Consider the following 14,915-nt stretch of genomic DNA (forward strand, 5'->3'; position numbering starts at 1 on the left):
TTTTATTCCTGATTGCTTATGGCACAATTTTATTTTTCCTGGAGAATTTGCACTTTATCAAAAAAACTGGCTTTTACTGCATTAGTAGTTTTCCTCACTATTTATCAAACCAATGCTCAAAACTGTACTGTAAATGCTGGAGTTTTAAATGAAACCATTTGTGAGACAGACGCGCTGGTTTTGACTGGAAATAATCCGAGTCCAATTATCGGCACAGTCAAATGGACACAGATTTCGGGACCTGCAGTAACAATCAATTCGCCAACTAGTCCAAGCACAACAATTTCAGGCTATACAGGAGGCAATACTTATATTTTTAGATATAGTGCAACCTGCGGTGATGGTATCGTGTCGTATCAGGATAAAGTAGTAAATGTTAAACCCATAACAAAGGCTAATGCTGGCGCCAATATCGCAAGCTGTCCCAATAACAATGGTACATTGGCTATTATTGCAAATACTCCGCAAAACACAGGAGAAACAGGATATTGGGAAATCGTAGGAGCCAATAATGCAGGAGTTGTCATTAATTTCCCTAATCTAGCCACTTCAACCATCACTCTACCCGAAACTAGCTGTGGCGTTACAACACTTCAATGGGTTATTGAAGGGCCAGAATATGCTCCTGGACAACGTTGCAGAACCACTTCCCAAATAACCGTAACCAATTATGGAGGCGTAAAACCTGTTTCAGCAGGTCCAGACCAGACTTTAAGCAATTGTTACACTACAACGCAATCAACTAACTTAAATGGCACTTATGGTGGCTGCGGACTTAATGGCCAAAATGGGCAATGGACATTTGTAAGCGGACCTAATACACCAACTATAGCCAACCCAAATGCCAATAATACAGGAATTTCAAATCTAGTTGAAGGCACTTATACTTTCAGATGGACAGTTACTGGTCCTTGCGCTTCAGGAAATGATACGGTTGTAATCACTGTACCGCCTGCAACTCAGGATGTAACACAGCTGCCGGGTGGAGACGAAAACATATATTTTTGCGACAATACTATAAATCAGGTAACTCTTGTTGCGCAGACTCCTCTCTACGCAGGTGAAACGGTGGCCTGGTCTCAGATCTCTGGCGACAGTGGCGCTGTAATTGTATCGCCAACAAACCCTACCACATTGGTAACCAATATTTTTCAGGGAGGCGATCCGTATCGTTTTCGTTACACTCTCACAAATACCAATACAGGCTGTATTTTCACCAAAGATTATATCGTGCAATATAATGGGCAAACAAGGACTATTGTGGCAAATGATGGAAAAGACATTGTGGGAAGCTGTAATGCGACTGTCTTTACAATTCCACTCACAGTAACTGGAACTGGTTCCAATCAATACCGCATCGTTAGCGGCCCTCCGCTCTCTCCTTTAGGGCCTTTTCCTACTGCATTGGCAGATGTTGGAAATTCACTTACTCTGACTCTTACTGCACCTGGTGAATATACAGTTGAATTTATCAGAAAACAAGGCGGAGCATTAACTGTAGAATGTGATTATGGTTTTGATACCCTCAACATTTTGGTTTCTGGAGATCCTACACCATCAAATGCAGGAACCGATGTTAGTCTGCCCTGCGGTGATACAACAACTGTTCTTTCTGGAGTAAGCACAGATGACGGCTTGCATTTTTGGAGTCAGCTCAGCGGTCCTAATACAGCTGTAATTGATGATAATTTTGCAGTCGATACACCAGTTAGCAATCTTATTTCTGGAACCTATGTCTTCCAATACATCACAAAAGGAGGCGGTGCTACATGTGGTTTTTCAGTGGCGACAGTAACTGTTTACGTTTCTGACAGTTCTATAGACGATGTAGATGCTGGAATTGACCAAGTTACTTGTGCTGGTTCGCAAGTACCCCTTACCGCTGTCCAAGCTTCAGCTGGCGAATTCGGAACCTGGAGTCAAGTTTCGGGCCCAGATACAATTACTTTTTCAGATGTAAATGATCCAAATGCCATTGCTTCTGGTTTTCTAACGCCTTCTTCTACATATGAATTGCAATGGACAGTTGCTTATTCGCATCCAGGACCTTCTTGCGGTGGCTCTGTTTCTGATACCGTAACTATCATAACTGATAATAACAATGCGCCCACGACATCAGATGCTGGACCAGATGCCTGCTATTCTTCAGGAACAACCACTTTTAATCTTAGCGGAAACACACCGGCACTAACCGATTTTGGTACTTGGAGCGTTGAACCATCGGCTGGAGTTGTTTTTACAGACGTAAATGATCCAAACACAATGGTAACCGTTCCTGGAAATGGAACTTATATTTTTACATGGTCAATCATTTCAAGGTTTAGAACCTGTCTTCCGAGCGAAAGCAGCGTATCTGTTACTGTTGCGCAAACTCCTCCAATTGCTGATGCGGGACCGGATCAGGAAACTTGCGGTAATACGGTAACAATGGCTGCTACACAAAGTGGCGGATCAACTGGCACATGGACAAGAATTTCTGGCGTTGGAAATTACACCATAAGCGATATTCATGATCCAAATGCTGTTTTTACTTTCTCCTACAGTGGATATTACATTTTCAGATGGACAGTTGATGCTGGTACTTGTGGTCAGGCATTTGACGATATCAATCTAACTATCGGACTTCCTCCTGATCAGGCTGCAGCAGGTCCAGATCAAAATATATGCAACAACAGTACAGTTACCATGGCAGGCAATGCCTATGATAGCTTTTTCGAATCAGGCCAGTGGTCTGTACTTACTGGTTCTCCCAATCAGCCTCTAATTGTAGACCCTTCCAATCCAAATACAGAAATTAATGGTCTTATAGCAGGTACATATACATTTAGATGGACGATAACTGCAAAAAGCATCTTTTTATGTCCAGGCAGTTTTGATGATGTAGTTGTAGTAGTTGACCCAGCAGCAAATGCGGGACAAGACCAAACCTATTGTGATGTTACAAGTGTACAGCTTATAGCCAACGAAAATTCAACAGGAACTTGGTCACTGACCAGTACAACAGGAAACCCCGCTGATGTTATCATTACACAGTCTCCATCAAATAGCTATATTGCTAATGCAACTGTAGTTCCTGGAAATGATTATGTCTTTACATTCACTACCAGCACTACTACATTTCCAAATGGCGCTACATGTAGCGGAACTTCAGATTCTGTAAATATTACTGTTTTTAGCGGTGCCAGTATTGATCCAGACGCAGGTCCAGACCAAACATTATGTATTAGTGATGTTGGCGGTGTTGCAACCATGAGCGGAAATACTCCCCCTCCAGATGTTACAACATTTGAATGGCGATTTGTTTATCAGCCCACTGGAAGTGTAGCTGTTATTGATACTCCAACAGCACCATTGACAACAGTCTCAAATCTAACCGTTCCAGGGCTTTATATCCTCGAATGGGTATTCAAAAGCAATGATTGCCGAACTCTTTCAGATATTGTGCGAATAGAAATGAACGCACCGCCAAGTGCTGCCAATGCAGGTCCTGATGATACCGTTGCCTGTCAGACCACTTATAAGACTGCGGCGGTTCCTCCGACGGTTGGTATTGGAACTTGGACGTTTTTCTCTCAGCCTCCTGGAGGAGCTGCAGTGATTGACAATCCGAACAGTCCTGTTACTACTTTATCCAATATTAATGTTTTAGGAACTTATATCTTAACATGGACAGTTACTAATGGTCCTTTTACGAATCCTTCACTATGTCAACCTACTTCAGATCAGGTAGAAATAACTTTCAATGATGTCCCGCCATCTATAGCAAACGCTGGTCCTGATCAAGAACTCTGCAATTTGACCAGTGCTACTATGAATGCTGTTACGGTAACATCAGGTTTAGGAACATGGACACAGGTTTCTGGTCCAAACACAGCTGGCATTGCATCTCCAAATAATGAAAATTCATTAATGCTAGGGCTAATCGCTGGCACGTATGAATTTAAGTGGACCGTAACTACAACTAATTTAAACGGATGTTTCTCTGAGGATTCTGTTCTTGTAACGATATATCAGAATCCTTCAACTGCCGATGCAGGGCCAGATCAGACTGTGCCTCAATTTTCTCCTATCAATATGAATGCTGTTGTTCCAACAGTTGGCACTGGCAGCTGGACTCAGGTAGCTGGCCCAAGCACAATAGGATTTACAGATCCTACTAGTCCGACAACTGCAGTAACTGGGACTATTCCTGGCATCTATACACTTCAATGGAATGTAACAAACGGAAACTGTACACCTTCATCTGATACTATGACTCTTAGAATACTCGCTGTAGCGGATCTTGAATTAACCAAAACTGTAACCCCTACAACAGGAAGTGCTGGTGACGTAGTTACTTTCAATATTAATGTTTTCAACAACAATGCACTAGGCGGATCTGTTACAGCCACCAATGTTGCCGTACGTGATTATATTCCGCTTGGCTTTGCACTTGTTGCAGGATCTGTTACTTCGGCAGGAATATACAATGTTGGCGATAACACGATTACTTGGAGTAATTTGACCATTCCAAGCGGTAGTATCTTAAATTTATCATTTAAAGCTACCATATTACCTGCAGGAGGATCTTACGTAAATACCGCAGAGGTTATCGCCTCTGATCAATTTGATCCTGACAGTACGCCAAATAATCAAAACCCTACGGAAGATGATCAAGACAGTGCTACTGTAGTACTAGATTTAGCCGATTTATCGCTTAAAAAAACAGTTTCCCCTAGTACAGTTAGTATAAATGACAATGTCATTTTTACCATTTCGGTGACTAATAGCGGACCAAATAATGCAACTGGAATAACGGTTTCAGAAAAGCTTCCTCCTGGATACACTTACGTGAGTGACAATGGAGCCGGAAAATACAATAGTCTTACTGGAATTTGGAATGTTGGCAATTTAAACAATGGAAATACGCTCACTTTACAAATTACCGCTAAAGTAAATGTTGTGACGTCTATGAACGATTACTTTAATACGGCAGAGATTCAGACTGCAGATCAGCTTGATCCAGACAGTACGCCTGGAAATGGTATTACAACAGAAGATGATATATCTACAGCTTCTGTTTCGCTGAAGCAAGCTGATTTGGAACTTACAAAATCTGTCACTCCTACTTCAGCCGCAGCAGGTGAACAAGTTACCTTCACTATAAATGTGAATAACTTAGGCCCAGGAAATGCAACTGGAGTTGGTGTAAAAGATGTTATTCCTGTTGGCTATACGCTTATTCCGGGATCAGTATCAAATGGTGGCACTTATCAGGTGGCCACTGCTACTCTAGAATGGAGAAATCTGTATCTTCCAGCTAATTCGAATGTGAATCTTACCTTTAATGCTTTTGTTAATCCTTTAGGAAATTATCTGAATGTTGCCCAAGTCATAACCAGCGATCTGCCTGATCCTGACAGTGTCCCAAATAATGATATTCCTACCGAAGATGATCAAGATGATGCCGAAATTATCTTTATCGGACCATCTGCAGATTTATCTTTAGTTAAAAATGTGGTGGCAGGCAATACAAGCCCTGTGGTTGGAAGCCAAATTTCGTTTGAACTTAAAATAACAAATGACGGTCCAAATAATGCCACTGGAGTACAAGTAGCCGATTTATTGCCTTCTGGTTTCGAATATGTAAACTATAGCTCTTCTGCAGGAACATACGATAGTACTACTGGAATTTGGAATGTCGGAACGGTTGATTCTGGTGTTACCGAGTCTCTTATATTGGATGCCAAAGTATTGCCGACAGGTAATTATCTCAATATAACTCAAGTAATTGCGAGCGACCTTCCTGATCCTGATAGTACACCTAATAATGATGATGGCGATCAAAGCGAAGATGATGAAGACAATGCTGTAGTAACACCTATCCCTCCTTCTGCGGATTTATCATTAATAAAAACGGCAAGCAACCCAACTCCGCTGGTTGGATCTACTGTAACTTTTACCATTATAACCACAAACAGCGGCCCGCAGGATGCAGCACTTGTTCAGGTAACCGACTTATTGCCTTCTGGTTATACGTATAGTAGTTTTAATGCCACAAGTGGGACGTATGATAATACGACGGGATTATGGACATTAGACATATTAAGAAGCAGTGAGTCTGAAACACTACAGATCAATGCCATAGTAAACCCAACAGGAGATTACACAAATATTGCTGAAGTTACAAATAGCGATACTGCCGATCCTGATTCGACACCTAACAACGGCGTAACTACTGAAGACGATTATGGAACGGCAACTACTGTTCCTATCCCTCAATCTTCAGACCTGTCATTAACAAAAACAGTCAATAATGCAACACCATTGGTAGGCTCGCTTGCTACTTTTGAAATTGTCGTAACAAATAATGGCCCTCAAGACAATTTTGGCGTACAGGTGACCGATGTGCTCCCATCTGGATACGCATTTACTGGATTTACTGTTTCAACAGGAACCTACGATACTGCCACAGGAATATGGACAGTTGGCAATTTAGTGGCTGGTGATTCTGAAACGCTTCAAATTGTAGCCCGAGTTAATCCAAACGGCATTTATCTAAATACAGCCGAAGTTACCGCTGCAAATCTTCCTGATCCTGATTCCACTCCAAATAACGGAATCACAACAGAAGATGATTACGCAGAGGTTATAACAACGCCAATTCCAACATCAGCAGATTTATCGCTGACTAAAACAGTGAGCAATACTACTCCGCTTGTGGGCACTCAGGTAACCTTCAGTATTCAGATTACAAACTCTGGACCGCAAGAAGCAGACGGCGTTACCGTTACAGATTTATTGCCTTCGGGCTATACATACGTGTCGTACAGTGCAACAACTGGAACTTATGACCCTGGTACAGGACTTTGGGATGTTGGAAATATGCCAGTCACAGATTCGTATACTTTACAGATAACAGCTTTGGTCAATCCAGCAGGAAATTATACTAACAGTGCAGAAATCACAGCTAGCAGCCAGCCTGATCCCGATTCTATTCCGAATAACGGAATTACAACTGAAGACGATTATGCTGAAGCTTCAACAACACCAATAACAACATCGGCCGATTTATCATTAACTAAAACAGTAAGCAATACTACGCCTCTTGTGGGTTCACAAGTAACTTTTAGCCTTCAGGTAAATAACGCAGGACCGCAAGCCACAGATAATGTAGCAGTAACCGATTTATTGCCCTCAGGCTACACCTATGCATCTTATACCGCAACAGCTGGAAGTTATGATGCCGTAACAGGACTTTGGTCAGTTGGAAATATGCCTGTTGCATCAAATCATACTTTACAAATAAATGCTGTAGTTAATGCTGCGGGAAATTATACAAATACTGCCGAAATTACAGCTAGCAGTCAGCCTGATCCCGATTCTACTCCCAATAACGGAGTTACCACAGAAGACGATTATGCAACAGCAACAGTTACTCCAACAGCCCAATCTTCTGATTTGTCTTTAACCAAAACGGTAAATAATGCAACGCCATTAGCGGGTTCATCAGTTACTTTTACAGTTGTTATAACCAATAATGGTCCGCAAGACAATTCAGGAGTTCAAATAACCGACTTATTGCCTTCAGGATATACCTTCAGTAGCTTTACAGTTTCTACAGGAACTTATACTCCTGCGAATGGAGTATGGAATATTGGTAATTTAGCAAACGGTGAATCTGAAACACTTCAAATTACAGCTACAGTAAATGCCACTGGCGATTATGTAAATATAGCCGAAGTAACAGCGGCTAATCTTCCTGATCCTAATTCAACTCCTAATAATGGTGTTCCAACAGAAAATGATTATGCAACAGCTACCATAACGCCAACTGCGCAAGCAGCAGATTTATCTTTAACCAAAACAGTCAATAATGCTAATCCGTTAGTAGGCTCCTTAGTTACTTTTGAAATAGTTGTAACTAACAATGGTCCGCAAGATACATCGGGCGTAACGGTTACCGATTTACTTCCAAGCGGCTATACCTACTCTAATTTTACCATTTCTACAGGAACCTATAATCCTACAACAGGATTATGGACAGTCGGCAATCTAATTAATGGGAAATCAGAAACTTTACAGATTCTCGCTGTAGTAAATGCTACAGGAAATTACATTAACGTTGCCGAAGTAACTTCAAGTGCACTTCCTGACCCTGATTCGACTCCAAATAACGGTGTTGCAACAGAAGACGATTACGCAACAGCGACAGTTACTCCAAATGCTCAAGCTGCAGATTTATCGTTAACTAAAACGGTTAACAATGCCACTCCATTAGTAGGTTCGCCAGTTATTTTTGAAATAATTGCAACCAACAATGGTCCACAGAATACTTCTGGTGTAGAAATAACCGATTTACTACCTTCTGGGTATACTTTTGTTACTTATAGCGCTACAAAAGGAGTTTATAATGCCGCAACAGGAAAATGGACAATTGGCACATTCCTAAACGGAGATTCGCAAGTTCTAAGAATAACTGCTACTGTAAATCCTACAGGAGATTATACCAATATTGCAGAAGTAACTGCCAGCAATTTACCAGATCCAAATTCAACTCCAAGCAACGGCATTCCTACTGAAAATGATTATGGAACAGCTACCACTTCGCCGTTAGGACAATCAGCAGATTTATCCCTAACCAAAACGGTAAACAATGCCACTCCGTTAATTGGAACTCCCGTAACTTTTGAAATAGTAATAGCCAATCAAGGCCCACAAAATGCAACAGGGGTTGAAGTAACTGATTTGCTTCCATCAGGTTATACCTATTCTAATTTTACCGCTACAAAAGGAACTTATAACAATGCAACAGGAAAATGGACTATTGGCTCATTGCCGAATGGCGATTCGCAGACACTTCAATTGACCGCTATTGTAAATGCTTCGGGCAATTATTTAAATACAACTGAAGTTACAGCAAGCAGTCTTCCTGATCCAGATTCTACGCCAAATAATGGCAATACGACAGAAGACGATTATGCTGAAATAGCAACCGTTCCAACTGTTCCAATGGCCGATCTATCACTTATAAAAGCAATAGTCGGTGGTAATTTAAGTCCAATATTTGGAGCGACCATTACCTTCGAAATAACGGTAAAAAACAGCGGACCGCAAAATGCAACTGGTGTCAAAGTAAAAGATTTGCTCCCAAGCGGTTACGAATATATGGTATACAGCTCAACCGCTGGACAATATCATAATTCAACCGGAATCTGGGATATTGGAACGATACCAAATGGTAGTTCCGAATCTTTGCTGGTGTCTGCAAAAGTTAATGCAACAGGAATTTATCAAAATATAGCTGAAGTTTACGCTTCAAATGAATTGGATCCAGATTCTACACCTAATAACGGCGCTACTAATGAAGACGACATCAGTGCTCTTTTAATTGATCCTGTTCCTGCAGTCGCAGATTTATCAATAGAAAAAAGAGTTATTGACAATATCCTTACACCTGCTGTTGGCTCACAAATTTCATTTTCTATTACGGTAACCAATTCGGGACCTAGTGTTGCTACTGGCGTTACCATTAAAGATGTGCTTCCATCAGGTTATGATTATATATTTTATAACTCAACCTCTGGTGCATACAATCGCTTTACCGGCGAATGGAAACCGGGAGTTATACTGCCTGGTAATAGCCATACTTTAGTATTGAATGTTTTCGTAAAGAGACCTACAGGCACTGCCAACGAATACTTGAACTCAGCAGAAATCATGACCGCAGATCAATACGATCCGGACAGTACACCTGGAAACGGAATCACTACAGAAGATGATTATGATAGCATTTCTGTTACGCCTGTAATTGTTATGGCAGATTTATCTATCAGTAAAACAGCCCTAAATGCAAATACTATTTATGATGTTGGCGCGACAGTTATTTTTACTGTTACAGTATCAAATGATGGTCCTGCAGATGCTAGCGGCGTAATGGTAAAAGATCTGCTTCCGCCTGGATTTACCTATTTAACAAGTAGTCCAACTAGCGGTTTATACAACTATGTCACAGGCGTTTGGAATGTTGGCAATATTGTAAACGGAACCAACCAGTCTTTGGATATCTACGCTCGTGTAAACTCACCAACTGGGGCGGCTAATGAATATATAAATGAAACCGAAGTAATTGCCAGTAACCTACCCGATCCTGATTCAACACCTAATAATGGAGTTAAAACAGAAGATGATTACGACAGTTTACAAATAAATATTGCTGTTGCCGATTTAAGTCTGGAAAAAACTGTCAATAACAAAAATGCAAATGTAGACGAAGTAGTAACATATACGCTTCTGCTTAATAATGATGGACCAAGTACAGCGACTGGAGTCGCAGTTGAAGACATGATACCACTTGGATTGAAAAATATTTCGAATATTAATAGTGGGGGCGTTTTCAGCAAGGATATCATAAAATGGGTAAATCTTACAGTTCCAGTAGGCGGTATTGCGCTAACCTATCAGGCAACTGTTGCCAATCCGCTTGGACTTGAAAGTGTTGATTATGTTAATATTGCCCAAGTGACGGCCAGTAATCAATTTGACCCGGATTCTACTCCAAATAATGATAACGGAGATCAAAGTGAAGACGACGAAGATTCTGAATTTATCAATATTCCTGCTACAGATATAGCTATAAACAAGGAAGTAGATAAAACCGATGTGCCAATGGATTCTCAGGTAACTTTTACCATTACAGCAGAAAATAGCGGAGGCCTAACAGCTACAAATGTAGAAGTACAGGATGCATTGCCAAAAGGATACTCATTTGTAAGTTCAACTGTAACTTCAGGAGCTTATGATCCCAAAACGGGCATTTGGAGCATTCCATCAATCAATACTGGAGCTTCTCAAACGTTGACTTTAACAGTTAAAGTGGTCGATTTCAATGATTATCTGAACACAGCACATTTGACAAAACTTGATCAGATAGACACCAATTCGGCAAACAATCAGGATAACGCAACCGTTTCTCCAAACTGTCTGAAAATTTACAATGAGTTTTCACCAAATGATGACGGCCAGAACGACTTCTTCTATATTGATTGTATAGAAAGGTATCCTAATAATCAATTGGAGATATTTAACCGCTGGGGTAATTTGGTTTACTACCAAAAAGGCTATAAAAATACTTGGGACGGAAAAGCAGACGGCTCTGCCAAAACGCTTCCTGAGGGCACCTATTTCTATATTCTCGATTTAGGAGACGGGTCTAAAAAAACCTCTGGATGGGTTTACCTAAAATAAAACCATCCAGAAAATGAAAAGTTTAAGAATAGGATTAACCAAAATAGAATTGGCTATGATTAAAAATATGAAAAAGGTTTTCGCGATAATTACTCTATTCTCGGTATATGGAGCCTTTGCACAACAGGACCCGCAATACACGCAATATATGTATAATACAATGACCGTAAACTCAGCTTATGCCGGATCTCTTGGACATTTAACCATAACTGGTCTTTTAAGAACGCAGTGGGTTGGTATTGAAGGTGCTCCAGATACTCAAAGTTTTTCATTGGACACACCAGTCGGAAAAAATGTCGGTCTTGGAATCTCAATTATAAATGAAGAAATCGGACCAACAGAAGAACAATATTTAGATGCCAATTTCTCATATACCATTAAATCTGGCGAAACACATAAGCTCTCATTCGGATTAAAAGGCGGCGGGCGTGTTATTAATATTGACTGGTCTAAAGGAAGCCACAAAGACCCTGATTCCCAATTTCGAGAAAACATTACCAACAAATTTTTGCCTGTTGTAGGTGCTGGACTATACTGGCATGGAGAAAGAGATTATATCGGGCTTTCGATTCCGAATTTCATGACACGTGAACGCTATACCTACGATGATATCAGCGATGATCTAGTCAATCAGAGAATACACGTATATCTTATTGGAGGTATTGTTTTTGATCTTTCGGCACATACAAAATTCAAACCAGCCGTCTTGGTAAAATACGTTGCTGGCGCACCAATTATTGCCGATTTCTCAGCAAATTTCATGTTCAACAATGCAATAACGCTCGGAGCTTCTTATCGGACTTCAGACTCTGTCAGCGGTTTGGTCGGAATCCAGATTACGCCAATGATTATGGCTGGATATGCCTATGATTACACCACAACGGCTCTGCAGAATTACAATAGTGGCACACACGAAATCATGCTTCGTTTTGAACTGGTTTCGCGCAAAAAAGGATTAAAATCACCAAGATTCTTTTAATACGGATAGTCTATGAAAAGAACAATTACTATACTCGCATTATTGGTTATACAGCTGATTTATTCACAAACCAAAAACAAGGCTGCCGACGCACTTTTTGATAAAATGTATTACGTTGAAGCGGCAAAATCGTATGAGCTTTCCATTAATAACGGAGATGCTTCTAAAGAAATACTTCAGCGGCTTGGAGATGCTTATTATTTTAATACCAAAATGTCAAGCGCATCAAAATGGTACGGAAAACTAATTGCAGACTATCCTAACGAAGTTTCAGCCGAATATCTATTTCGTTATGCGCAGTCCTTACAAGGGATTCAAAATTACGAATTGGCAAAAAAATGGATGAAAGCCTTTGCTGAAAAGCAAAAATCAACAGATCCAAGAGCTAAGAACTTTTCGCTTAAAAATGTGACTCTAGAAGACATTGAAAATATAAAGCCTTCTTTTATACTTGAAAACCTAGACATTAATTCTGCTTATTCTGATTTTGGTCCGATGTTCTATAAAGGAGATTTGGTTTACTCTACCACAATTGACTCCTCGTATTATAAAACTGAAAAATATGGATGGAATGATCAACCTTTTCTTAATATGCAATTAGGAAAAATCAGCGAAACGCAGTCGAATGTTACTTTTAAAGAACGTTTCGGAAAAGATATCACTACAAAATATCACGAAGCCTGCATCGCTTTTTCTCCTGATGAAAAAACGATTTATTTCACCCGAAATAATTACAACGGAAAACTAAAGCGTGACAGCAAAGGCATCAATAATCTCAAAATCTTTTCTGCTACGGCATCAGAAAATAGCAATGGCACAGTTTCTTGGAAAGATATTCAGGAGCTGCCTTTTAATAGTGACGACTATTCTGTTGGACATCCGTCGGTAAGCAAAGATGGCAAAAAACTCTATTTTGTTTCAGATATGCCAGGAACGATTGGCTCAACAGATATTTTTGTAGTGGATATTTTGGGCAACAATCAATTCTCTCAGCCAAAGAATTTAGGAGAAAAAATAAATACAACAGGACGAGAAATGTTCCCATATATTACCGATCAGGCGCTATATTTTTCTTCTGATGGATTTTTGGGCTTAGGAGGTTTAGATGTATTCGAAAGTCGAATAAATGATGGCGTTTTTGATGCTCCAGCCAATCTCGGAGCGCCATTAAACAGCAATAGAGACGATTTCGGCTATATCGTTAACGAATCAACCAATAAAGGTTTTGTATGTTCTAACAGAAAAACAGGAAAAGGCGATGATGATATTTATTCTTTTGAAAGATCGTGCAATCAGGCAATAGGCGGTTATGTTTTCGATGCCATTTCAAACAACAGAATCGCTGGTGCAATGGTCACGCTAAAAAATGCCAACGGAATAAAAGTGGCTGAAACCGTTTCTCAACTCGACGGAAAATACGATTTTAACAACAATGTAAATTGCAATACGTCGTATACTATCGAAGTCTCAAAAGAGAATTACAACAACAATACTAAAGCAATTGTAACGGCAAACAGTTCAGGAAAAACCGAAGCTTTAGTCGGTTTAGATCCTGCCCTAATTGTTCGAGAAAATGGTCTTTTAAAAATAAAAATCGGAATCATATACTTTGACTTAGACAAATCAGACATTCGCTATGATGCTGCAATAGAATTAAATAAAGTAGTTCTATTAATGTATCAGTATAACGCGGTTGTAATCAAAATCGAATCTCATACCGACTCGCGCGCCAACGACCAATACAATCTGGAACTCTCTGACCGAAGAGCAAAAGCCACAAGAGATTACCTTATTTCTCAAGGAGTAGCTCCCGAAAGAATTGAAAGCGCAATTGGCTACGGAGAAACCCAGCTGCTCAATAATTGTTCAAATGGAGTTCCGTGTACAGAAGCACAGCATCAAGTCAATCGCCGAAGCGAATTCATCATAACAAAAATGTAAAAAAAAGCGTCCCAAGAAATACTCTCAGGACGCTTCTTTTTTCTAATATCTTTATTCTAGCAAGCATCAAGTCTTTTTCTCTTGCTTCTTGCTTCTCACTTCTTTTCTCTTTATTCTTTATTCTTTATTCTTGCTTCTTTATTCTTGCTTCTTTATTCTTGCTTCTTTATTCTTGCTTCTTTATTCTTGCTTCTTTATTCTTAATTACTGCAGTTTCACACACATCCACTCGCCTTTCATAATCAATTTATCTTCATCAAAAGCTTCGCCCGATTGTTTTATGATTTTTTCGCTCGTACGAATGTTTTTTACCACAAATTTAACGAGTTTATTAAACTCAACACCTCCAAAAAACTCAACATTATCCAAACTTACCAATCCAAAAACGCCATCTGCGATTCCTAAAAGCTTTATCCCTGCACCTCCACACTGCGCCATCGCCTCAATTAAAATCGTTCCAGGAACAAAATTAAAGTCCGTAAAACTGCCTTGAAGCCAGGCATCTTTTTCTGTAAACGTCTTTAAACCAATGATTGTGTCTGTTGTATAAGAAATAATTTCATCAACAAAAAGAAATGGAGCACGATGCGGAATTAAGTCTTCTATTTTTTTAGTCATGATTTGTATTTTGGAACAATGTACGAATCTGAAGCGAAATAAGCAACGTTTTAAATTATATCTCTCTTAATTACTTCGCCGCTTTTACTTCAAAAAAAACAAAAAAAAGAGACACCGAAGCATCTCTTTTCACGTTATCAACTCTAAAATC

At 39.9% G+C, this 14,915-nt stretch carries 4 protein-coding genes; 3 read left to right on the top strand and 1 reads right to left on the bottom strand.

What is annotated here, in order from left to right:
* The first annotated feature begins 18 nt into the window (after positions 1-18).
* The 3 genes from BB050_RS20440 to BB050_RS20450 all read left to right on the top strand — a co-directional run bounded on the left by BB050_RS20440 (position 19) and on the right by BB050_RS20450 (position 14,146).
* Positions 19-11,226, top strand: a complete 11,208-nt coding sequence (locus tag BB050_RS20440; protein WP_066034916.1) for a PKD domain-containing protein — start codon at positions 19-21, stop codon at positions 11,224-11,226.
* Between the two features lie 67 nt (positions 11,227-11,293).
* The gene (locus BB050_RS20445) at positions 11,294-12,205 is read left to right on the top strand and encodes a PorP/SprF family type IX secretion system membrane protein (RefSeq protein ID WP_472342903.1); all 912 of its coding nucleotides are present in this window, start codon (positions 11,294-11,296) and stop codon (positions 12,203-12,205) included.
* 12 nt (positions 12,206-12,217) lie between these two features.
* Complete coding sequence (locus BB050_RS20450; protein WP_066034917.1) at positions 12,218-14,146, top strand: OmpA family protein; 1,929 nt, start codon at positions 12,218-12,220, stop codon at positions 14,144-14,146.
* Positions 14,147-14,350: 204 nt separating this feature from the next.
* On the opposite strand, the gene BB050_RS20455 is transcribed toward BB050_RS20450, so the two are convergent.
* Complete coding sequence (locus tag BB050_RS20455) at positions 14,351-14,764, bottom strand: 3-hydroxyacyl-ACP dehydratase FabZ family protein (protein WP_008463349.1); 414 nt, start codon at positions 14,762-14,764, stop codon at positions 14,351-14,353.
* Positions 14,765-14,915: the final 151 nt, after the last annotated feature.

The organism is Flavobacterium anhuiense (assembly GCF_001705175.1).
GTDB classification, from domain to species: Bacteria; Bacteroidota; Bacteroidia; order Flavobacteriales; family Flavobacteriaceae; genus Flavobacterium; species Flavobacterium anhuiense.